This is a genomic window from Pseudomonas sp. B16120, from assembly GCF_044218845.1.
Taxonomy (GTDB): domain Bacteria; phylum Pseudomonadota; class Gammaproteobacteria; order Pseudomonadales; family Pseudomonadaceae; genus Aquipseudomonas; species Aquipseudomonas paracarnis.
The window spans coordinates 3,443,582-3,466,919 of the sequence record NZ_CP162588.1; the positions used below are offsets into that span (position 1 = coordinate 3,443,582).

Here is a 23,338-nt window from a genome sequence, read left to right on the forward strand (position 1 = left end):
AGGCGACGCCGTAGATTTGTGACAGGTGCATTCACTCAAGGAAACGCGCATGCAAACCTCCACACGCGGCGGCCTGGTCGCCTTGTCGCTGTCCATGTTGCTGGCCGCCCTGGGCACCAGCATCGCCAATGTCGGCCTGCCCAGCCTGGCGCACGCCTTCGGTGCCTCGTTTCAGGCCGTGCAGTGGGTGGTGCTCGCCTACCTGCTGGCCATCACCGCCGTGATTGTCAGCGCCGGGCGCCTGGGCGACCGTCTGGGGCGCCGGCGCTTGCTGCTGGCCGGGTTGCTGGTGTTTGCCCTGGCCTGCGCCGGGTGTGCCGCCGCGCCAACCCTGCCCTGGCTGATCGGCGCACGGGCATTCCAGGGCCTGGGCGCGGCGATCATGATGGCGATGACCCTGGGCATGGTGGGTGACACTGTCACGAAAGAGAATACCGGCCGAGTCATGGGCCTGCTGGGCACCCTGTCGGCACTCGGCACGGCCATGGGTCCGAGTGTCGGCGGGGTATTGCTCAGCCTGTGGAGCTGGCGCGCGCTGTTTTTGATCGGCCTGCCCTTGGCGGGTGTGGCTGCCGCCTTCGCCTACCGTTATTTGCCGGTAGATGCTCACCGCCGCGACGCTTGGCCAGGCGATACAGTCTGGGCGCCCCTGCGCGATGCGCCGTTGCGCGCCGGCCTGGCCATGAGTGCCCTGGTGTCGGCGGTGATCATGGCCACGTTCGTGGTGGGGCCGTTCTACCTGTCACGTGGCCTGGGCCTCGATCCCGCCTGGATGGGCTTGGCCATGGCCGTCGGGCCAACGGTCGCGGCGGTGACCGGTGTACCGGCGGGTTACCTGACCGATCACCTTGGCAGCCAACGCCTGACCCTCGTGGGGCTAAGCGTGATGCTGTGCGGGGCCCTGTTGCTGTCGCAGGCGTCCGGGCTTGGCGTCTATCTCGCGGCGCTGATCGTGTTGACGGCCGGCTACAGCCTGTTCCAGGCGGCCAACAACACGGCGGTGATGAGCGATATACAGGCGACACGCCGAGGCACAGTGTCCGGCCTGCTGAATCTGTCACGGAACCTGGGCCTGATTTTCGGCGCCTCGGCCCTCGGCGCGGTGTTCGCCCGCGCCACCCCGGATGTCAGCCTCGCCGCGCCCCAGGCGGTGGCAGCCGGCCTGCACGCCACCTTCGCCATGGCGGTAGGTTTGCTGTTATTGGCGGTGCTGATTGCCTGGAGACGTGGGTATTCCCTGGCCAGCGCGAAGCAGACAAATATTGACAAGCTAAAATCGTAACGACTATTGTCTGACAACCTGATCACCAAGGTTTTCCCATGCTTGAGCTCCAGCGCCCCGATTCGCTTGTCGTACGGGTTGTCAGCGCCATTCGCGCAGAAATCGAATCCGGCCAACTGGCCCCGGAGTCGCGCCTGCCGACCGAACAGCAACTGGCCGAACAACTCAACGTCAGCCGTTCCGTGGTGCGTGAAGCCATTGCCCAGCTCAAGGCCGACGGTGTGCTCACCGCCCGCCGTGGCCTGGGCTCGTTTATTTCGCAGACCCCTGCGGGCACGGTGTTTCGGTTTCCGCAGCCCAACGGGCGACGACCTGACCTGGCGCAGATGTTCGAAGTGCGCCTGTGGATCGAAACCCAGGCCGCTTCGATTGCCGCCCAGCGCCGCGACAGCGCCGACCTGCAGCGCATGAAAAGCGCGTTGCAGGCCATGCAGGACAACCGCGACGACTTTGAAGCCGCAGCCCTGGCCGATGTGGAATTCCACCGTGCCATTGCCGACGCCAGCAAGAATGACTACTTCGTGGCCTTCCATGACTTCCTCAGGAGCCAGTTGGCCAGTGCGCGTAAAACCGCGTGGGAGAACTCGGCGTCGCGCTTTGCCACCGGTTCGGCCGATGCCACCCAGGAACATCAACAGCTCTACCAGGCCATTGCCGACGGCGACGCCCAACGCGCCGCCGCCAGTGCCGAGGCGCACCTGCGTGCCGCGGCGCGACGCCTGCAACTGGAATTACCGACCACGAACTGATCCACCTTGTTTGCAGCGTGTCCGCGGACACGCCATTTTTTTAACAAAAACATTAGTCTGACAACCTGATAAGCAGACTGAAATGTACAGCCTAGGTACTTCTGCAATGATTCATGACTTTTGCATTATCGGCGGCGGCATCGTCGGCCTGGCCACCGCCATGGAGCTGCTCAAGCGCCAACCGGGCGCGTCGCTGGTGATCCTGGAAAAAGAGACGGTGCTGGCCAAGCACCAGACCGGCCACAACAGCGGCGTGATCCATGCCGGCATCTACTATGCACCCGGCAGCCTCAAGGCCGACTTGTGCAAGCGCGGCGCCGAAGCCACCAAGCAGTTCTGCCGCGAACACGGGATCAAATTCGAGGTGTGCGGCAAGCTGCTGGTGGCCTCAAGCCCGCTTGAAATGCAACGCATGGAAGCGCTGTACGCCCGTGCCCAGCTCAATGGCATGCAGGTCGAGCGCTTGAATGCCGAACAACTGCGCCAGCGTGAACCGAACATCGTCGGCCTCGGCGGCTTGTTTCTCGATGCCACCGGGATTGTCGATTACCGCCAGGTGTGCGAGACCATGGCCCAGGTGATTCGTCGCAGCGGTGGGCAGATCTGCCTGGAGCGCACCGTCACCGCCATCCAAGAAAATACCGACACGGTCACCGTCAACACCGAGGGCGAGACCTGGCAGGCCCGCCACCTGGTGGTGTGCGCCGGCTTGCAGTCAGACCGCCTGGCCCGCCTGGCCGGCATCCGTATCGACCATCAGATCATCCCGTTTCGGGGCGAATACTTCCGCCTGCCCGCCGCCAAGAACAACATCGTCAACCATCTGATCTACCCGATCCCCGACCCGGAGCTGCCCTTCCTCGGCGTGCACCTGACCCGCATGATCGACGGCAGCGTCACCGTCGGCCCGAATGCCGTGCTGGGCCTGGGCCGCGAGAACTACCGCAAGTTTTCGGTGAACTGGCGCGACGTGGCGCAGTACGCCAGCTTCCCGGGTTTCTGGAAAACCCTGTGGCAAAACCTCGGTTCCGGCACCACCGAGATGAAGAACTCGTTGTTCAAGTCCGGCTACCTGGAGCAGTGCCGCAAGTACTGCCCGTCCCTGACGCTCGATGACCTGCTGCCCTACGAGGCCGGCATCCGTGCCCAGGCGGTAATGCGCGACGGCAGCCTGGTGCACGACTTTCTGTTCGCCCAAACCTCACGAATGCTGCATGTGTGCAATGCGCCCTCACCGGCCGCCACCTCAGCCATGCCCATCGGCGCGATGATCGCCGACCGCCTGTTCCACCCCCAGTAAGACCGCACCGCCCGCTCACCCAACAATAACTACAAAGACCCAGAAGGAAGTCCAGCATGTCGGCATCCGCCTCCATTCCCGGTACCGAAACGCCCGAACAAACCCGCAAGCGCCTACGCAAAGTAGCCGCCGCCACCATCTTCGGCTCGATGCTGGAGTGGTATGACTTTTACCTGTACGCCACCATGGCGGCGATTGTGTTTTCGAAGATCTTCTTCGATAACAGCGACCCGAAGACCGCCACGCTGATGGCCTTTTCGACCTTTGCCATCGGCTTTATCGCCCGCCCCTTCGGCGGCATCCTGTTTGGCTACCTGGGCGACAAGTTCGGGCGCAAGCAAGTGCTGGTGCTGACCTTCTGCCTGATGGGCGTGTGCACCACCTTGATCGGCTTGATCCCCAGCTACGCCTCCATCGGCATCTGGGCCCCGATCCTGCTGGTGTTTATCCGCATCATCCAGGGCCTGGGCGCAGGTGCCGAGTTGTCGGGCGCGGCAGTCACCTCCTACGAGCATGCCTCCCAAGGCAAGCGTGGCAGCCAGGGCGCCTGGCCGGCACTGGGCCTGAACCTGGGCCTGTTGCTGTCCTCACTGACTATTTACCTGCTGACCATCAACGGCAACGAGTTCCTGCTGGCCGGCGGCTGGCGCATTCCGTTTATCTGCAGCATCGTGCTGGTGGGTGTCGGCCTGTGGGTGCGCAACAGCATTCCGGAGACCCCACAGTTCGAAGCGCTGAGCACAGAAAAAGCCAAGGCCAAGCCATCGCCTCTCAAAGCCTTGTTCAAGAATGACCTCAAGGGCCTCGCCGTGGTGTTTTTTGTCGCGATTGGCTACAACGCCCTGAGCTACATCTTCAAGACCTTCTCCCTGGCGTACCTGACCCAATTCAAAGGCGTGGACGTGCATGTCACCTCGCTGTCGGTGACCATCGCCAGCATGGTGGCCATCGTCGCCGTGCCCTGCTTCGGCTGGCTGTGTGACAAGTGGAGCAGCAAGACCGTGTTGATGCTCGGCGGGCTGTGCTCGCTGTTGTTCGCCTACCCGTTCCTGGCCCTGCTCAACAGTGGTGAAAGCCTGATGATTTACCTCGCCATCGGGGTGGGCACCGGAATCCTCGCGCCGATGATGTTCGCCCCCCAGGGTTCGTTCCTGAGCCGGCAGTTCCCGACGCAAACGCGCTCATCGGGCTTTGGCACCGGGCGGGAGATCGGCACCGCCATTGCCGGTGGCCTGGCACCGCTGGGCGCGCTGTCGATGGTAGCGGCCTCGGCCACCCACTCCACCGATGGCGTGGTGGTGATCCTCGCGATTTCTGCCTTGTTGGTGGTGGTGTTTGCCCTCTGCGATCAGGGCGCGAAACACTCGACATTCAAGAACTGAGCAAAAAAAGTTCGGACCAACGGGTGCATGGATGCACCTGGATCGCGCATCATGGGCACTTTCAAGCTCAAGGGTAACGTCCATGCGCGTTCTGTCATTGATGATGGGTCTTACGACGCTGGCCGCCACTACGGTGTTCTGCGCCAGCGCGATGGCGAATGAAGAAAGTCAGTTAGTCCAACAGATCAACCAATACCGCAGCCAGGTGCAACGCTGCGGTGACCAGGGTTCCCAGGAGCTTCCGCCGCTGACCAGCGACACGCGGCTGGTGTTGCCGGCCTCCAATGTCGGCGATTTGCAGCAGTCGCTGGCGCGCGCTGCCTACCCGATGGTGAATGTGCAGGCCATCAGCCTGTCCGGGCCCAAGGATGCCGAGGCCGCGATGAAAGCGGTGCGCGAAAGCTTTTGCCGCGTAGTGCTCGACCCGCAATTTGTCGACATCGGCGTCAGCAACAGCGGCCAGGACTGGCGCATCGTGCTGGCTCGCCCGTTGGTGACCAGCGGCCTGGGCGATTGGCAGACCGAAGGCAGAAAACTGCTCGACCTGATCAACACCGCCCGTGCCGAGCCGCGCCAGTGTGGCACCCAGGCGTTCACCGCCACGGCGCCCCTGTCGTGGAACGACACCCTGGCCGGCGCAGCCAACAGCCATACCCGCAACATGGCCAACGGCAATTTCTTCGACCACCTGGACCCCGACGGCCGCACGCCGGGTGACCGCGCCGAGTTGGCGGGGTATATCGCGAAGAATATCGGCGAAAACATCGCCGCCGGCCTCGACACGCCGCGCAAGGTCGTCGACGGTTGGCTCGCCAGCCCCGGCCACTGCGCCAACCTGATGAACCCGCAGTTTCGCGAATTGGGTGCTGCCTACGCCATGGACCCCAAGAGTGACGCGGGCATCTATTGGACGGGCTTATTCGGCACGCAATAAGGTTGGGCGCCGGCCCAACCGGCCAATAATGAAGGCGTGCAAATAGACAGTGAAATCAAAGTGCTATCAGGGAGATAATCGCGCTGAACTGAATGCGGTCATTCCGGTCTGTTGCTAGTCGGTATGACTCTTCAAAGCTAAACAGTACGTAGCAAGCAAGGTGTGAACCCCATGATGAATTGGCTGCAAGGCAGCAGCGAAATGGCAGAGCGGGTTCGTCAGCACGATTGGGCCAGTACGCCCCTGGGGCCACTTGAACACTGGCCCGATGTGTTGAAGACAACCGTTGCGCTGTGCTTCGCGTCGAGTTTCCCCCAGGCCATCGTCTGGGGGCCTCAGTTGATTACCCTCTACAACGACGCGTTCACGCCGATCCTGGGTAGCAAACCCGACGCCTTGGGCCGCCCGTTCAACGAGATCTGGCACGAGGTGTGGGACGATATCAGCCCTATCGCCGACGCCGCGTTCGATGGGCACGCCACCTATATCGAAAACTTCCCGCTGTTGATCCAACGCAACGAAGCGCCGGAACAAGCCTATTTCACCTTCTGCTACAGCCCGATTCGCAATGCCCAAGGTGTAGTGGTCGGTTTGCTCGACACGGTGACCGAAACCACTGCCACGGTGTTCCTCGCCCGTCGTCTTGAAGTGCTGGACGCCATTAGCAATAGCGTGACCAACGCTACCGACGCCGAAACCATCCTGACGTCTACGACTCGCCTGCTGGCCGAACATCTGCAGGTGTCCATCTGTGCCTACGCCGACATGGACGAGGATGAAGATGGCTTTACCATTCGAGGCGACTGGTCGGCGCAAGGCTCGCCGAGCATCATCGGCCATTACAGCCTGGCGGCGTTTGGCGAATGCGCGGTCAACTGCCTGCGTGCCGGCGAGCCACTGGTGATACGCAATAATCTGATCGAGCTGCCGCCCCATGACGCCGCGAGCTTCCAGGCACTCGGTGTGACGGCCACCATTTGCATGCCCTTGATCAAAGACGGGCGGCTCACCGCACTGATGGCCGTACACGACAAAGTGCCGCGTTTTTGGTCGTCCTACGACATCGCGCTGTTGGGCGAAGTCACCGAACGTTCATGGGCGCATATCGAGCGCGTGCGTGCCGACGCCGCCGTGCGTAAGGGCCTGGCCGCCTATGCGGAACTCAATGCCAGCCTGGAGCAGCGCGTGAATGAGCGTACCCGTGCGCTGGCCGAAGCCGAAGCTGCACTGCGCCAGTCACAAAAACTTGAGGCCATCGGCCAACTGACCGGTGGCGTCGCCCATGACTTCAATAACCTGCTGACCATTATCCGCTCATCCGTTGATTTCCTGCGCCAACCGGGCCTGTCCGAAGAGCGTCGGCAACGTTATATGTGCGCGGTGTCCGACACGGTGGAGCGGGCCAGCAAGCTCACCAGCCAACTGCTCGCTTTTGCCCGTCGCCAACCATTGAACCCGCAGGTGTTCGATGTCGGCCAGCGCGTGCAGAACATCGGCGAGATGCTCGAAAGCGTCACCGGCGCACGCATTCATGTGCAGGTGCAATTGCCCGATCGGCCCTGCTATGCACGCATCGACCCAAGCCAGTTCGAAATCGCGCTGATCAACATCGCCCTCAACGCCCGCGATGCGATGGACGGCCAGGGTACCCTGACCCTCAAAGTCGCCAGCGAGCAAACGCTGCCACGTATTCGCGGGGATGCCGAGTCGTGCATGCCCTACATCGCCATTTCCCTGGCCGATACCGGCACCGGGATTCCCAGCGATACCTTCGAACGCATCTTCGAGCCGTTCTTCACCACCAAGGCCGTGGGCAAAGGCACGGGCCTTGGCCTGTCGCAGGTATTCGGCTTTGCCAAGCAGTCAGGCGGCAATATCGATGTGGCCAGCACCCTTGGCCAGGGTACGGTGTTTACCTTGTACCTGCCGCAGGTCGAAGGCGAAGCGGCGCCGGATCAAGACCCGCATACAGACTTGCCAGCGCCGCAAGAGGCTGCTCATCAGCACGTGCTGATCGTCGAGGACAACCTTGAGGTAGGACGCTTCGCCAGCCAGATCCTCAAGGACCTGGGTTACCAGACCACGTGGGCGACCAATGCCGAACAGGCGCTGAACCTCGCCGGCACAGACGTCCAGGGGTTCGATGCGATTTTCTCCGACGTGGTGATGCCCGGCATGACCGGCGTGGCCATGGCCAAGCTACTGCGCCAGCGCCGCCCGGACCTGCCCGTGGTACTCGTCTCCGGCTACAGCGAGGAACTGGCGGACAGCGGCTATGAAGGCTTTGAGTTCCTCGCCAAGCCCTACTCCGCCGACCAGGTTGCGCGAGTGCTGGCAAAGGCGATGAGCAAGGATCAGTCGACAACCGCCACCTGATTGCGGCCCGATGCCTTGGCCTGGTACAGGGCCTTGTCGGCGCTGTTCATCAAGCCGTTCAAATCCAGAGGCTGAGCGTGGGTCGATGCCACGCCCAAGCTTGCGCTCACCCCTTGTACAGGGTCGGCGGGCAAGTGATAAATCGTCTGGAGCAACTGCTCGGCAATGCTGCGTGCGGTCTCCAATGAGGTATTGGGCAGCAGCACTGCAAACTCCTCGCCCCCCAGGCGACCGTAGATATCGGTCTGGCGAAAGGACGCGCTGATCACCGCGCCAATCTGACGCAACACCTGGTCGCCGGCCTGGTGGCCGTAGGTGTCATTGATGGCTTTGAAGTGGTCCATGTCCATCATCAATGCACACAACGGCTGCTGCTCGCGAAGGCACTGGGCATACAGCAACTGAGCCCGTTCGTAGAACGCCCGACGGTTCATCAGCCCGGTTAGTTCATCGGTCTGAGCGGCGCGGGTGGAAATATGATGAGCGCGTTCCATTTGCCTCGTCAGGCGAAAGGCTTTTTCCAGGGCATCGGAGAGTTTGCGCGTGGCACCGGCCACAAACGAAGCAAACACCAGCACCGCCAACGCCACGCCGACCTGCATCGGCGAAGGCTGAAACAGCATCCATACCGTACAGGGAAGCAACACCAGCGCCATCGAGCCCAGCGTCATGTAGCGATAGGCTGAATAACAGGACACCGCGCTGACCGACATGCCCACGGTAAACAGCATCACCAGCACCTGGGATAAGCGGTCATCGACCGGCATCACCGCCAGCGCCCCGCCGCCCCAGATACCCGCCGACAGCATCAGCGTGACCCAGTAGCGGCGTTCCCAACGGGCGGGCGTGCGCGCCGCGTCAGGGCAGCGAAACCATTGCACGAACAGATGCAGGCGCACCAATGACGAGCCCGCCAACAGTACCAACCACACCAGGATGACCTGATGATCGAACCGATCCCAGCACAGCCAGCAGAGCATGACGGCGCCCAGGTAGCTGCCGAAGATCGCCGAGAATGATTGACGAAACAGCTGGTGCAAACGGTCGGTTCGCACCTGCTCTTCGATGGAGTGACCCTGGTCCTGCCCGAGGCTATTCATGGGGTTGGCCTGTTTGACCGGCGACGGCAAAGGCGCCATTGTGGCATCTTGCCAGCAAGCCGAACAGCGGCATACGCCGCGCTAGAGCGTTTCAGGCTCTTGAGGTCGCAAAATCAGCACGCCCAGGGGCGGCAGGTTCAAAGACAACGACACCGGTTGCCCATGGCGCGGCTCATCCTGGGTAAACACGGCTCCGCCATTCCCGTAATTGGAGCCGGCGTAGGTATCGGCATCACTGTTGATCACCTCACTCCAACGCCCACCAAACGGCACACCGACTGCGTAGCCTTCACGGGGCACCGGGGTGAAGTTGGCAACCACCAACACCGGCTTGCCACCCTTGCTCCAGCGCAGCCAGGCGTAGACGCTGTTGATCGCGTCATCACCGATCAGCCATTGGAAGCCCTGGGGCGCATCGTCCTGTTCGTGCAACGCCGGTTCTTCGCGGTACAGGCGGTTCAGGTCGCCAACCAGCTTCTGCACCCCACGGTGCTCGGGGTATTGCAGCAAATACCAATCCAGTTGCTGGTCGTGGTTCCACTCGCGCCATTGGCCAAATTCGCAGCCCATGAACAGCAGCTTCTTGCCGGGGTGCATCCACATGAAACTGAGGTAGGCGCGCAGGTTGGCAAATTTCTGCCAGCGGTCGCCGGGCATCTTGTCGATCAGCGAGTGCTTGCCGTGCACCACCTCATCATGGGAAATCGGCAGGATAAAGCGCTCCGACCAGGCGTACACCAGCCCGAAACTCAGCTCGTTGTGATGATGGGCGCGGTACACCGGGTCTTGCTGGATGTAATGCAGGGAGTCGTGCATCCAGCCCATGTTCCATTTGTAGTTGAAGCCCAGGCCTCCCTGTTGGGTCGGCTGGCTGACGCCGGGCCAGGCCGTGGACTCCTCGGCAATTACCAACGCGCCCGGCGCTTCAAGGGCAACCACGTCGTTCAGGTGCCGCAAGAAATCGATGGCTTCCAGGTTCTCGCGGCCGCCATGACGGTTGGGCACCCATTCACCGGCCTTGCGCGAATAATCGCGATACAGCATGGAGGCCACTGCGTCCACACGCAGGCCGTCCACGTGGAAATGCTTGAGCCAGTGCAAGGCCGACGCGAGCATGAAACCGTGGACCTCGGTGCGGCCCAGGTTGTAGATCAGCGTGTCCCAGTCCTGGTGAAAACCTTCCAGCGGGTTGGCGTATTCGTACAGCGCGGTACCGTCAAATTGCGCCAGGCCGTGGGTATCGGTGGGGAAATGCGCTGGCACCCAATCAAGGATCACGCCGATATCGGCCTGATGGCAGGCATTGACGAACCAGGCGAAGTCTTCCGGCGAGCCAAAGCGCGCGCTGGGGGCAAACTGGGATAACGCTTGATAACCCCACGAGCCACCAAAGGGGTGCTCCATGATCGGCATCAGTTCGATATGGGTGAAGCCCAATTGTTGAACGTAAGGAATCAGCCGCTCGGCCAATTCGCGCCAGCCATATTGCCGAGCCACTTCACCGGCCTCGTCCAGCTCGCACTGCCAGGACCCCACATGCAGCTCGTAGATCGACAACGGCGCGGTGGCTTTCTGCTTGTCTCCCCGCGATTGCATCCACTCATGGTCCTGCCAATCCACCTGCAAAGGTGCGGCGACCTTCGAGGCGGTGTCCGGCGGTAGTTGGGTGGCCAGCGCCACAGGGTCGGCCTTGAGCGGCAGAATGCCGTGGGCACCGAGAATTTCATACTTGTAGGCCGCGCCCGGTTGCAGGCGCGGGATAAAGATTTCCCACACCCCCGATGGATGACGCAGGCGCATCGGGTGGCGGCGCCCGTCCCAGATATTGAAGTCGCCCACCACCGAAACCCGCCGGGCGTTCGGCGCCCACACGGCAAAGCGCACGCCTTGCACGCCATCGACGCTGACCACCTGAGCCCCCAGGCAGTTGCCCAGGTCACGGTGATTGCCTTCGGCAAACAGGTACAGGTCCATTTCCCCCAGCAGCAATTGGCTGAAGCTGTAGGGGTCTTCGGTGATCTGCTCACCGCCGGCCCACTGGATTTTCAGCAGGTAGGGCTGGCGAGTGCTGAAGTGCCCAATAAACAGGCCTGGCACCTGGGTGGCATCGAGGCTGCCAAACGGCTCACCTGTGTCACGCGCCAGTACCTGGACACTCAGGGCCTCGGGCAGGAACGCACGGATAAACTGGCCGCCCTGCTCGTCATCATGGGGCCCCAGGATCGAAAAGGGGTCGGGGTGCTCGGCGCGCACCAGCGCATCGACGTCCTTGGACGCCGGCAATGCAGTCAACTTGGGCTGCAGCGGTTCTCTCTGTGTAAAACTCATGACGTCTCCCCACCGCGTACAGGTTTAGATATAGGTGTCAGCCCGCTCAACAAGCCGTGCAGCCCTTGCAGGGGCACCGGCAGCCAGGTCGGGCGGTTTTCTGCTTCGTAGGCCACTTCGTACGCGGCCTTTTCCAAGCTGAACAAGGTCAGCGCTGCGTCTTGGCCGTTGGCATCCTGCCAGTCATGCGCCAGTGTAGACGCAGCGGCCTGGTAAGCCTGGGTAAATGCTACGCGGGCTTCATTCAGGTAGCGGTCGGTCACGCGTTTGCGCGCAGCGTTCGCTTCTGGCGTGTGATCCACCCCTTGTACATTCAGCGCCATGGCCGCGGCATAATCAAAGGAACGCAGCACACCGCTCACATCTTTATAAGGGCTGTGTTTGCCGCGCCGCTCATGCAGCGGTCGCGCCGGTTCGCCCTCGAAGTCGATCAAGTAGGCATCGCCCTTGACCACCAATACCTGGCCCAGGTGCAAGTCACCGTGGACGCGAATGCGCAATCCGCCCGCCGTGGCTTTGGCCAACGCCTGGACATGCGCCGCGATGGCTTTTTTCTGCGCCAGTAATTCACTGACCAACGCCTGGTCGGCGGGGTTCAACTGGCTTTGATTAAGCTTGAGCAACTGCAAGGCACGGTCGATCTGGGCGCCGACATCCTTGGCCCAGGCTTGGGTGTCTTTGATTGTGGTGGGTTCGGGTTTGAAGGCCTTGTCGGCCGTTGGCGCACCCAGCACCAGGTGCATTTCACCCAGGCGCTGACCGAGCAAACCGGCAAAATCTGCCAGTTCCCCGAGGGCGTTGTAATGCTGTTCCTGTTCAGAGATCGCGTCGGCCAGCTCATCGCGGATCGCCCGCTCCAGGTTGTTCTGGGTCCAGCTCCAGGCATCGCCCTGATTGCTCAAGTAACCCTGGGCAATCATCAGCAAGTTGTCCTGTCCCTGCCCGTCCTGGCGGCTCATAAAGCCCAGCAGCGGCGAGATGTTCGGGTAGCCAGCGGCGGTCAGGTACGCACTCATTTCCAGCTCCGGGTGCACGCCGGCGCTGACTTTGCGAATCAGCTTGAGCACCAGACTCTCACCGACCACCACCGAGCTGTTGGACTGCTCGGCGGACAAGTAACGCACCGGCGATTCACGGGTCAGTTGCAATGCGGCCAAGTGATGAGTGGCCTCGAATCGCAGATCGCCGTCAGGGGTATTGAGCACGGTGCCGGCCTGCATGGCCTGGATCACCTCAAGGATAAAATGCTCAAGGCTGAAGGCATCGGTCACCAAACCTACCTGGCGGGTGCGTCGCACTCGGGCCAACGCCAATTGCTGGGGCAAGGCGCTGGTGAACTGGTCTTCGCCAAGGAAGCCCAAGGGCAGTTGGTAGCGGCTGACCTGGCCGGCACTGGTCACTTCGATCTCACTGAGCAACACCGGATGCTGCGGGTCGCCAAAACGCACGCCATATGCGATGTGCACCGTGTCGATTGCCGTATCTTTGCCGGCAAACCAGCGCCGCTTGGGCAGCCAGGCGGGCAGTGACGTATGTTCCAGGCTGGTGCGGCAAGGTTCTTCGAGTAGCTCTTCCATGCGTTTTTTCAGTACCAAAGTGGTGAAGTCGGGCATGCTTTGCGCCGGTTCCACATGCCAGCTGGGCATCTGGTTTTCCGCTGCCAGCACGAACCAATAGAAACCATAGGGCGCCAGGGTCAGCAGGAAATTCAGCTGGCCGATTGGCGGGAAGGCATTACCGCCAAGCATCTCCACCGGCACCATGCCGGCAAAGGCCGACAGGTCCAGCTCCGCCGCCTGGGCGCTGCGCGACACGTTGGCCACGCACAGGATGATCTCGGTGTGGCCGTCTTCACCGGTGTATTCACGGGTGTAAGCCAGGATGCGCCGGTTAGTCGGCGAGAGCATTTTCAAGCTGCCACGACCAAACGCCTTGGACTGCTTGCGCACTGCGAGCATGCGCCGGGTCCAGTTGAGCAATGAATGCGGGTCCTGGGCCTGGGTCTCGACGTTGACCGACTGGTAGCCGTATTGCGGGTCCATGATCGGCGGCAACACCAGACTGGCCGGGTCGGCACGGGAAAACCCGCCATTGCGGTCGATGGACCATTGCATGGGCGTGCGCACGCCGTCACGGTCGCCCAGGTAGATGTTGTCGCCCATGCCGATTTCATCGCCGTAGTACAGGGTCGGCGTGCCCGGCATCGACAGCAACAGGCTGTTGAGCAATTCCACCCGCCGACGATCGCGCTCCACCAGCGGCGCCAGGCGTCGCCGAATGCCCAGGTTGATGCGGGCGCGGCGGTCTGCGGCGTAGTAGTTCCACAGGTAGTCGCGCTCTTTGTCGGTGACCATTTCCAGGGTCAGCTCATCATGGTTGCGCAGGAAAATTGCCCACTGGCAGTTGGCGGGAATCTCCGGGGTCTGGCGCAGAATGTCGGTAATGGGGAAGCGATCTTCCTGGGCCAACGCCATGTACATGCGCGGCATCAGTGGAAAGTGAAAGGCCATGTGGCATTCATCGCCGTCATCACCCTTTCTATCCCCAAAGTACAGCTGCGTGTCTTCCGGCCACTGGTTGGCTTCGGCCAGCAGCATGCGGTCGGGATAATGGGCATCGATCTCAGCGCGGATCTGCTTGAGGACGTTGTGGGTTTCCGCCAGGTTTTCGTTGTTGGTGCCGTCCCGTTCGATCAGATAGGGAATGGCGTCCAGGCGCAGGCCGTCGATGCCCAGGTCGAGCCAATAGCGCATCACCGACAGCACCGCTTTCATGACCTGCGGGTTATCGAAGTTGAGGTCCGGTTGGTGCGAGTAAAAGCGGTGCCAGAAGTACTGGCCGGCCACCGGGTCCCAGGTCCAGTTGGACTTTTCGGTGTCGAGGAAAATAATGCGCGTGCCGTCGTATTTCTGGTCATCGTCCGACCACACATAAAAGTCCCGCGCCGCCGAGCCTGGCTTGGCCTTGCGCGCGCGCTGGAACCAGGGGTGCTGGTCGGAGGTGTGGTTGATCACAAGCTCGGTGATCACGCGCAGCCCGCGTTGGTGGGCTTGGGCAATAAAGCGCTTGGCGTCGGCCATCGTCCCGTAGTCGCTGTGCACGCCGCGGTATTCGGCAATGTCGTAGCCGTCATCACGGCGGGGAGACGGGTAGAACGGCAGCAGCCAGATGGTGTTCACGCCCAGGTCGGCAATGTAGTCGAGTTTGGCGATCAGCCCGGCAAAGTCACCAATGCCGTCGTTGTTGGAGTCGAAATAGGATTTGACGTGTACCTGGTAGATCACCGCGTCTTTGTACCAGAGCGGGTCTTTGATGAAGGTGGCTGCCTTGGGTTTCTTGGCCATTGCAAACTCCTGAAAATACAAAGTTCTCGAGGATCGTTCCCAGGCTCCGCGTGGGAATGCAGCCCCGGACGCTCCGCGTCCCAAGCGCGACGCAGAGCGTCCAGTGAGGCATTCCCACGCAGAGCGAAGTGAGGCGTTCCCACGCAGAGCGTGGGAACGAGCACTCAGGGGGTGCTGATGCGCCAGATCCCGAACGGCATCTGCGGCTCCAGCCGGGTCCATTGGGTCTTGCCGTACCAGGTCCAGCGATGGCCGTTCATCAAGTCTTCGCCCTGGGTCTGGGCATCGTCGGGCAACCCCATCTCCCACAGCGGCAATTCAAAGTGGGCTTCCTGGGCGTTGTGCGGGTCGAGGTTGACGGCGACCAGAATGAAATTGCTGCCGTCCTCGCTGCGCTTGCCGAAGTACAGGACGTTGTCGTTCCAGGCGTTGTAGAGCTTGAGCCCCAGGTGCGTGTGCAACGCCGGGTTCTGGCGGCGGATGCGGTTGAGCTGGGCGATCTCGGCGATGATGTTGCCGGGGGCGGTAAAGTCGCGGGGGCGGATCTCGTACTTCTCGGAGTCGAGGTATTCTTCTTTGCCTGGCACGGGCGCCGACTCACACAACTCAAAGCCTGAATACATCCCCCACAGGCCCGAGCCCATCGTGGCCAGCGCAGCGCGGATCAGGAAGCCTGCGCGGCCGGAGTCATGCAGGAAACCCGGGTTGATGTCCGGCGTATTGACGAAGAAGTTCGGGCGGTAGCACTCACGCCAGGGCGATTGGTTCAGTTGAGTGAGGTACTCGCTCAGTTCAGCCTTGGTGTTGCGCCACGTAAAGTAGGTATAGCTCTGGGAATAGCCGACCTTGCCCAGGCGCGCCATCATTGCCGGGGTGGTGAAAGCTTCGGCGAGGAAGATCACCTCCGGGTACTTGGCACGCACGTCGCTGATCAGCCATTGCCAGAACGGCAGCGGCTTGGTGTGCGGGTTGTCGACGCGAAAGGTCTTCACGCCCTCTTCCACCCAGCCCACCACAATGTCGCGCAGTTCTGTCCATAAGCCCGGAATCGCATCCGCCGCATAGAAATCGACGTTGACGATGTCCTGATACTTTTTCGGCGGGTTCTCGGCGTACTTAATCGTGCCGTCGGGGCGCCAGTTGAACCAGCCAGGGTGCTGTTCAAGCCATGGGTGGTCCTGGGAGCACTGGATGGCGAAGTCCAGGGCAATTTCCAGGCCGTGGTCGGCAGCGGCCTTGACCAGGCGACGGAAATCCTCACGGCTGCCCAGTTGCGGGTGAATCGCCTCATGCCCGCCCTCCGCGCTGCCGATGGCATACGGACTGCCCGGATCATCGGGGCCTGCGGTGAGTGAGTTGTTCTTGCCCTTGCGGTGGCTGCGGCCGATAGGATGGATCGGCGGGAAGTACAGCACGTCAAAACCCATGTCGTGGATCATCGACAAGCGCGAGTGCACGTCGTTGAATGTACCGTGGCGGGCCGGATCATCGGTGATCGAGCGGGGAAACAGCTCATACCAACTGGCGAACTGCGCCGCCTCACGCTCTACGTCAATTGGGTAGGCGGGGCTGACGCTCAGATACGCGCGATGATCGGCCTGGGTCATCAGGTGTGCACTGTCTTCGTGCAGGAACAACGCCACCTGCTCGGTTTCCAGCAGGCCCGACAGTTCGTGGTGCAACACCATCAAACGGTCGCGCAATTCGTTGTCACTGCGCTCGGCAGCCTGCAACACCAGGCTGCGGCCTTCCTGCAATTCAAGGCTGACCGGCACCCCGGCCTCATGTTTCTTGCGCAATTCATAGCAGAAGCTGGCGAAGGTATCGATCCATGCCTCGATGCAGTATTCATGCGGCCCGAGTTGGGCGACGGTGAACGCGCCTTCCCAGCCATCGTTGCCGACATCGGTCATGACCACGCTGTGCCAGCTTTCTTCCTCCAGCACGCGCCAGCGGATCAGCACCGCCAGCTTGTCGTGACCATCAGCGAACACTTTGCTGGTGACATTGACACGCTGGCCGACCACAGCCTTGACGGCGAACTCACCATTGTCGATCACCGGCATGGTGCTTTCGATAGCGATCCTGGGTAACAACAGCGCTTGCGACAGCGGCAGTATCGAGCCTTCTGGAGCCAGTGTTTCAGCAATCATCGAGCATCTTCCCCTTACGCCCTGTGGACGCTCTTGGCTTGATCCGAATTCAAAGGCGGCGACGCTTTCCCTGAGCGTGGCCGTATAAGGTCCGAGCCTGGGCGCGCCGCAAAAGTTCAGGTGGATATGCCGCCGCTGGGCAGGGAATCAATTGCCCCAGGCAGCGGTCCACCGCTAGAGCAAAGCACAAAGGAGGCCACACCGATGAATATCCCGATACCACCTGAACCTGAAGATCCGAATATCGACACTCCGCCACTACCGACGCCGCCCAGTGAACCGGCGCCCATTCCAGAGAGAGAGCCGCCGGAAAACGACCCACCGCCCGTGCAAGAGCCGCCGACGACCCTGCCTCCGGTGATCGTCTAAATCATCAGAGCAAGAACACGGCCTGCTCGAACACCTAGACGTCCTGGTGTTCGAGCACACAAAAAAACGAGGAGTCCTACGAAGTTCCACGTCAAGGCTGAATGTTCGTTTTACTGTTCCTTTTTATATTGATCTCGCGTGAATGCTCAGCCTTTTTTTCACCTGGCCTTTAGCCCATTTATCACGAGTAGCCCCATGTCGACTATCACCTCCCCATCAACGCCCACTGCTCCAGTCACAACACCCACATCCTCCAATCCCGTCTCCAATCAACAGGCGCTGACACCCGAGCGAATAAATACGTTGCTAAAGGCCGGCCCGAACTGGTCCTCCTCCCCTAAGGCGCCTGACCGCTCACCCCATCCCCCTCTATCGCCAACGACGAAGTCCAACACCTCACCTTCTATGTCGGAGGTAGAGGCGAAGAATAAGTTGGACGACCTGAATACGGCATTGACCCCAGACACCATCAAGGAGATACAACGCAATCCAAGCTCGCCGAAATCTCGCGCAATCACTGAGCAGTTCAACACCACATTGACCCCAGAGAATGTCAAATTAATGTCGAGGGGCGCCAACGCGAAAAAAAACCGCGAAACACTTCGAGAGATCCGGGACAAGCTCGACAAAAAAAATATTGATTCAAACCTGGAGTCTGCCAAGCACCAGGTGATCAATGAGGCGGCCGATAAAATGAGGCTCAAACTTCTGGAAATCATTACCGCCGCGTTCGACGGCGACATCTGGAACACCGTTGACCATCACAAAAATTGGCTCGAAGAACTGGGTGCTTTGAGCAAAAATTTTTCTGCAATGGAGACCAAGTCCAAAGCCCTCACGGATGCAGCTTCGTCCCTGAGCGACGAAAAGCTCGACCAATCGGCGGCGCCTGAAACGCAGGACTCATCGCCTGCCGACACTCGCGCTGCAACCTACAGTTTCAACGCCACCAGTGAATCTACCCTGGAGGCCCCCAGCGAGATCCGCAATTTCAAATCGGGAGATAAACTGGACCTGTCCGGCATCCAGCGGCAGCTGAACACGTCGCTGCGGCCGGTCGATCGGTTTCCAGAAGTAATCGGTGAAATGCAGATCCATCACTCGCCCAGCGCCAACACCAGCGTAATTGTCATCGCCGATGCGCCGGGCAAAGACCCCTTTTTGCTCAAGGTGTTTGGTGAGGTACGCCAAAGCAACATCGTGACCTGATCCGCGGTATGACTCAGGGTCACTTTTCCAACAATCTGACGATTCTCGGCATGATGCTGAACACCGCCAGGGCCAGCAGTGTACTGAGTACTGCCGTCGATTCACGCCCCATCCCCGCCGCCACACCAATGGCGGCGGTCATCCACAACCCGGCAGCCGTGGTCAGGCCCTTCACATGCTGGCCCTCTTCATCTTCCTTGCCCTTGAGGATGGTGCCAGCGCCAAGGAAGCCGATGCCCGCAATCACCCCCTGAACCACCCGGCTCATGGCGTCCGCCTGGTTGCCGGACATCTGCGGCACCAGCACGAACAGCGCCGCACCAAGCGCAACCAGCATATGGGTGCGCACGCCAGCCGCCTTGCCCTTGTGCTCACGCTCAAAACCCAGGATGCCGCCCAGGATCGCGGCGATCAGCAGGCGCACCGTCACTTGGGTGAGCTGCCGGGCATCGCCGATGTCCGCGAATTCGGCTTGCAGTGTTTGCCACACTTGATGCCACCAGGCGTCCATGGATGCGCTCCTTTTATTATGGATAGATAAAGGATGGACAGCGCAGACCGCCAGTCAGTTGCCTGGAACCCCTTGCCATAGGGGTCGCCTAACGTGATAGAGCCCATAGAAAGGAGATCGCCATGCCCCTGCGCATCGAAAACCATTTGTGCTACTTCACGCTCGACGTGGACGGCCAGGAACAAAGCCTGCCAGCCACCCGCGTGAAGATCCTTACCGACCATGACAAAGCCATGTCCTATGTGGAGTTGGCGGGCGAGCGGATCTATATCACTGAAGCCGAAGCCGACGCGCTGACGGTTGAAGGGGCCACGGATGGCCGTAACCATGTAAAGGCGCAAGAGCCTGGTTCGGTGATTTGATTGATCTGTATCATCGAACCCTTTGAATCCCTGCACCCCTATAGATTCGGGGTGCAGCACATTGACGCACAAGAACGCATCAAGCCTATCTGATCCGCTTTTTATCCTTCCACCTGAGTCTGTTATGCGAACAGTCTGTCGCCCATAGTTCATCCGCCTGATGGAGGCTGATGAGCGAATGACCATGAGCGAACGAATCCCAACCGTGGAAACCTTTGAGCCCATTCACCCAAAGAAGGTGAAGGCCAAATCCAGCGACAACCTGATCCATACCCGCAGTTTTACCGGTGTGTTCCGCACCTTGCGCGTGGGCGGTGCCGGCCTGCTGTTTCTGGCTTTTTTTGGCACTGTGTGGCTGAACTGGGGTGGACGCCAAGCCGTACTGTGGGACTTGGCCGAGAGCAAGTTCCATATCTTTGGTGCGACATTCTGGCCCCAGGATTTCATCCTGCTCTCGGCGCTGTTGATCATCTGTGCCTTCGGCCTCTTCGCGATCACGGTGTTTGCCGGCCGCGTCTGGTGCGGCTACACCTGCCCGCAAAGCTCGTTTACCTGGCTGTTCATGTGGTGCGAGAAGGTGACCGAGGGTGAACGCAACCAACGTATCAAACTGCAGGCGGCACCCTGGAGCCTGAATAAGCTGGCACGGCGCTCGGCCAAACATACGTTGTGGCTGGGTATCAGTGTGTTGACCGGGCTGACGTTTGTGGGCTACTTCACCCCCATCCGCCCCTTGGCCGCCGAACTGCTGACGTGGCAGATGGGCGGTGTGAGCCTGTTTTGGGTATTGTTTTTCACGGGGGCCACTTACATCAATGCCGGCTGGCTACGCGAAGCCGTATGCATGCACATGTGCCCCTATGCACGCTTCCAGAGCGTGATGTTTGATAAAGATACCCTGACTATTTCCTACGACGCCGCCCGCGGCGAGCACCGTGGCCCGCGTAAACGTGACGTTCCGCCTGCGCAGGTCGGCCTCGGTGACTGCATCGATTGCAAGCTATGCGTGCAGGTATGCCCCACGGGCATCGATATCCGCGACGGCCTGCAGATGGAATGCATCGGCTGCGCAGCCTGCATCGACGCCTGCAATTCGATCATGGACAAAATGGGCTATGCCCGTGGCTTGGTCAGTTATACCAGTGAGCACCAATTGCAGGGCGGTAAGACTCATCTGCTGCGGCCACGCCTGATCGGCTACAGTGCCGTGCTGGTGGTGATGCTCGCGGCACTGGTGGTGGCCCTGATTGAACGGCCGATGGTGTCGCTGGATGTGACCAAAGACCGTGGCATGTTCCGCGAAAACAGCCTGGGTTTGATCGAAAACATCTACAGCCTCAAGGTGATCAACAAAACCCAGCAGCGCCAGGAATACCGCCTGGAACTGGTGGATGCCGAGGGGTTCCAGTTGCAAGGCAAGACCCAGGTCAGCCTGGCTGCCGGGGAAATTGTCGATATACCGGTGTCGGTAGCATTGCTGGCGGACACACCGGCCAGCAGCTCTCAAACCTTACGTTTTAAAGTCACTGATGTGGATGAACCTTGGATCTATACCGCTGCTGACAGCCGCTTCGTAGCGCCCTTGAATCGCTGATACTTCATCAACAACAGAGATCAAATGTGGGAGCTGGCTTGCCTGCGAAAGCGGTAGAGCAGTAACAGATGCAGTGACTGACACACCGCCTTCGCAGGCAAGCCAGCGCCTACAATTTGCCCTGCGTACACATTCAAAAAGCTAATTAGGCCGCCATGAAACGCTACGAAAAATTTGCCGACGACATCGCAGAACTGATCCGCTCCGGCGTCCTCGGCCCCGGCCAGCGCGTGCCATCGGTGCGCTATGCCAGCCAGGCCTACGGCGTCAGCCCGTCCACCGTGTTCCAGGCCTACTACCTGCTGGAGCGTCGTGGCCTGATTCGCGCACGCCCCCGCTCTGGCTACTTCGTCAACGCCCATGCGCCCAGCCCGTTTTCCGAACCGGTGGTGAGTGAGCAGGTGCATGAGTCCACCGAGGTGGGCGTGAGTGAGCTGGTGTTCTCGGTACTGGACTCCATCAAAGACCCCAACACCGTGCCCTTCGGCTCGGCCTTCCCCAGCCCCATGCTGTTCCCGCTGCCGCGCCTGGCCCGCTCCCTGGCCAGCGCCAGCCGCGAAATGGACCCACGCTTGGTGGTCACCGACATGTCGCCGGGCAACCCGCAACTGCGCCGGCAGATTGCCCTGCGCTATATGGTCGGTGGCCTGATGCTGCCGATGGAGGAGCTGTTGATCACCAACGGTGCTCTCGAAGCGTTGAACCTGTGCCTGCAGGCCGTGACCGAACCGGGCGACCTGGTGGCCATCGAGGCGCCGGCGTTCTACGCGTGTTTGCAAGTGCTTGAACGCCTGAAGCTCAAGGCCGTGGAGATCCCGGTGCACCCGCGCGACGGTATTGACCTGAACGCCCTGGCCCAAAGCCTTGAGCGCTATCCGATCAAGGCCTGCTGGACCATGACCAGCTTCCAGAACCCCATGGGCGCTACGCTGCCTGAAGAGAAAAAACAGGCGCTGGTGGAACTGCTGCGCAGCCATCAAGTGCCGCTGATCGAAGATGACGTCTACGCCGAGCTGTACTACGGGCAACAAGCGCCTAAGCCGGCCAAGGCCTTCGATACCGAAGGGCTGGTGATGCATTGCGGCTCCTTTGCCAAGAGCCTGGCGCCGGGTTACCGAGTGGGCTGGGTCGCCGCCGGGCGCTTTGCACAGAAGGTCGAGCGGCTCAAGTTGATGACCTCGTTATGCCCGTCGATGCCGGCCCAGGCGGCAATTGCCGACTACCTGCAACACGGCGGCTATGACCGCCACCTGCGCAAACTGCGCTACGCCCTGGAAGAACAGCAAAGCGCCATGCTCGCGGCTATCGCTCGCTACTTCCCGGCCCAGACACGGGTCAGCCAGCCGGCGGGGGGCTATTTCCTGTGGTTGGAATTGCCGGAGCAGACCGACTCGCTGAAGTTGTTCCAGATGGCCTTGGCCCAGGGCATCAGCATTGCGCCGGGGCCGATCTTTTCCGCAACTCAGCGGTTCAGAAACTGCATACGCTTGAACTATGGCAGCCCGTGGAACGAGGCATCGGAAAAGGCCATGGAGACATTAGGGCGGATTGTGCGATCGTTTTAACGGCCGCCCCCCAAGTCGATAAACGTTCCGGTGGAATACGATGCCTTGTCCGACAGTAACCAGATAATCGCCTCCGCCACTTCATCCGGACGCCCGCCGCGCGCCATCGGGATGCCGGACTCCAGCTTGCTGACTCGGTCCGGGTCGCCGCTCAGGGCATGGAAATCGGTAAAGATATAGCCTGGGCGCACGGCGTTGACGCGAATGCCCTCGCCCGCCACCTCCTTCGACAACCCCAGGGTAAAGGTATCCAGCGCGCCCTTGGAGGCGGCGTAGTCGACATACTCACCCGGCGAGCCCAGCCGCGCCGCCACCGAGGACACGTTGACGATACTGCCGCCCTGCCCGCCATGCCGGGGCGACATGCGTAACACCGCGTGCTTGGCACACAGAATCGGGCCCAGCACATTGGTCTTGAGGATTTTGAGGATACGAAACTCGGACATCTCGTCGACCCGCGATTTTTGCCCCACGGTACCGGCATTATTGACCAGCGCAGTGACACGCCCCAATTCGGCATCCACACGATTGAACAGCGCAATCACCTCATCTTCGATGCTGACATCGGCGCGCACCGCGATGGCCTGTGCTCCGAGGCCGCGCACTTGTTCAAGCACAGCATGGGCAGCCTTCTCGTCCGACTGATAATTAATGCAGATGCGATAACCTTCGCGAGCGGCCAGCAAGGCCGTCTCGGCGCCAATCCCTCGGCTGCCCCCGGTGATGATGACGACTTTGTCCATGGCTGCGGTCTCCTGAATCAACCTGATGTTTAGGGTT

General features: G+C 60.9%; 17 protein-coding genes. 11 read left to right on the top strand and 6 right to left on the bottom strand.

Annotation, left to right across the window (positions count from 1 at the left end):
• Window positions 1-49 precede the first annotated feature (49 nt).
• The 6 genes from AB4P90_RS16055 to AB4P90_RS16080 all read left to right on the top strand — a co-directional run bounded on the left by AB4P90_RS16055 (window position 50) and on the right by AB4P90_RS16080 (window position 8,023).
• Window positions 50-1,282 (top strand): MFS transporter, encoded by a 1,233-nt coding sequence (locus AB4P90_RS16055; RefSeq protein ID WP_395605137.1) that lies wholly within the window; start codon window positions 50-52, stop codon window positions 1,280-1,282.
• 38 nt (window positions 1,283-1,320) lie between these two features.
• Entirely contained in the window at window positions 1,321-2,031 is a 711-nt protein-coding gene (locus AB4P90_RS16060) for a FadR/GntR family transcriptional regulator (protein ID WP_019816878.1), read from the top strand.
• A gap of 106 nt (window positions 2,032-2,137) precedes the next feature.
• Entirely contained in the window at window positions 2,138-3,331 is a 1,194-nt protein-coding gene (gene lhgO, locus AB4P90_RS16065) for an L-2-hydroxyglutarate oxidase (RefSeq protein ID WP_060767711.1), read from the top strand.
• Window positions 3,332-3,387: 56 nt separating this feature from the next.
• A complete protein-coding gene (locus tag AB4P90_RS16070; RefSeq protein ID WP_038450343.1) occupies window positions 3,388-4,713 on the top strand; it encodes an MFS transporter in 1,326 nt (441 codons plus the stop codon).
• Window positions 4,714-4,795: 82 nt separating this feature from the next.
• On the top strand, window positions 4,796-5,647 hold the full coding sequence (locus AB4P90_RS16075; protein WP_014718680.1) for a CAP domain-containing protein: 852 nt from the start codon (window positions 4,796-4,798) through the stop codon (window positions 5,645-5,647).
• 171 nt (window positions 5,648-5,818) lie between these two features.
• A complete protein-coding gene (locus AB4P90_RS16080; RefSeq protein ID WP_395605138.1) occupies window positions 5,819-8,023 on the top strand; it encodes a GAF domain-containing protein in 2,205 nt (734 codons plus the stop codon).
• On the opposite strand, the gene AB4P90_RS16085 is transcribed toward AB4P90_RS16080, so the two are convergent.
• The 4 genes from AB4P90_RS16085 to AB4P90_RS16100 form a co-directional block, all read right to left on the bottom strand.
• Window positions 8,002-9,162: a diguanylate cyclase gene (locus AB4P90_RS16085; RefSeq protein ID WP_395605139.1), complete on the bottom strand. Its 1,161-nt coding sequence runs from the start codon at window positions 9,160-9,162 to the stop codon at window positions 8,002-8,004. The genes AB4P90_RS16080 and AB4P90_RS16085 overlap by 22 nt on opposite strands.
• 42 nt (window positions 9,163-9,204) lie before the next feature.
• Complete coding sequence (gene glgB, locus AB4P90_RS16090) at window positions 9,205-11,451, bottom strand: 1,4-alpha-glucan branching protein GlgB (RefSeq protein WP_014718682.1); 2,247 nt, start codon at window positions 11,449-11,451, stop codon at window positions 9,205-9,207.
• On the bottom strand, window positions 11,448-14,795 hold the full coding sequence (gene treS, locus AB4P90_RS16095; protein WP_014718683.1) for a maltose alpha-D-glucosyltransferase: 3,348 nt from the start codon (window positions 14,793-14,795) through the stop codon (window positions 11,448-11,450). The genes glgB and treS overlap by 4 nt, the downstream gene beginning before the upstream one ends.
• 164 nt (window positions 14,796-14,959) lie before the next feature.
• On the bottom strand, window positions 14,960-16,948 hold the full coding sequence (locus tag AB4P90_RS16100; RefSeq protein WP_395605140.1) for an alpha-1,4-glucan--maltose-1-phosphate maltosyltransferase: 1,989 nt from the start codon (window positions 16,946-16,948) through the stop codon (window positions 14,960-14,962).
• 204 nt (window positions 16,949-17,152) lie between these two features.
• Here AB4P90_RS16100 and AB4P90_RS16105 point away from each other — a divergent pair, with 204 nt between their 5' ends.
• Both AB4P90_RS16105 and AB4P90_RS16110 read left to right on the top strand, forming a co-directional pair.
• Entirely contained in the window at window positions 17,153-17,317 is a 165-nt protein-coding gene (locus AB4P90_RS16105) for a hypothetical protein (protein ID WP_165835081.1), read from the top strand.
• 195 nt (window positions 17,318-17,512) lie between these two features.
• Window positions 17,513-18,526 carry a M10 family metallopeptidase C-terminal domain-containing protein gene (locus AB4P90_RS16110; protein ID WP_232246219.1) on the top strand — a complete coding sequence of 338 codons (1,014 nt, stop codon included), beginning with the start codon at window positions 17,513-17,515 and terminating at the stop codon, window positions 18,524-18,526.
• Between the two features lie 19 nt (window positions 18,527-18,545).
• Here the strand turns inward: AB4P90_RS16110 and AB4P90_RS16115 are convergent, their stop codons facing one another.
• A complete protein-coding gene (locus AB4P90_RS16115) occupies window positions 18,546-19,037 on the bottom strand; it encodes an MgtC/SapB family protein (protein ID WP_014718686.1) in 492 nt (163 codons plus the stop codon).
• 122 nt (window positions 19,038-19,159) lie between these two features.
• Here AB4P90_RS16115 and AB4P90_RS16120 point away from each other — a divergent pair, with 122 nt between their 5' ends.
• The 3 genes from AB4P90_RS16120 (at window position 19,160) to mapR (ending at window position 22,558) form a co-directional block, all read left to right on the top strand.
• Window positions 19,160-19,399, top strand: a complete 240-nt coding sequence (locus AB4P90_RS16120) for a DUF3203 family protein (protein ID WP_032901622.1) — start codon at window positions 19,160-19,162, stop codon at window positions 19,397-19,399.
• A gap of 184 nt (window positions 19,400-19,583) precedes the next feature.
• On the top strand, window positions 19,584-20,993 hold the full coding sequence (gene ccoG / locus AB4P90_RS16125) for a cytochrome c oxidase accessory protein CcoG (RefSeq protein ID WP_395605141.1): 1,410 nt from the start codon (window positions 19,584-19,586) through the stop codon (window positions 20,991-20,993).
• Between the two features lie 155 nt (window positions 20,994-21,148).
• On the top strand, window positions 21,149-22,558 hold the full coding sequence (gene mapR, locus AB4P90_RS16130; RefSeq protein ID WP_019816868.1) for a GntR family transcriptional regulator MpaR: 1,410 nt from the start codon (window positions 21,149-21,151) through the stop codon (window positions 22,556-22,558).
• Here the strand turns inward: mapR and AB4P90_RS16135 are convergent.
• On the bottom strand, window positions 22,555-23,301 hold the full coding sequence (locus AB4P90_RS16135; protein ID WP_014718690.1) for an SDR family oxidoreductase: 747 nt from the start codon (window positions 23,299-23,301) through the stop codon (window positions 22,555-22,557). The two genes, mapR and AB4P90_RS16135, sit on opposite strands and share 4 nt — an antisense overlap.
• Window positions 23,302-23,338: the final 37 nt, after the last annotated feature.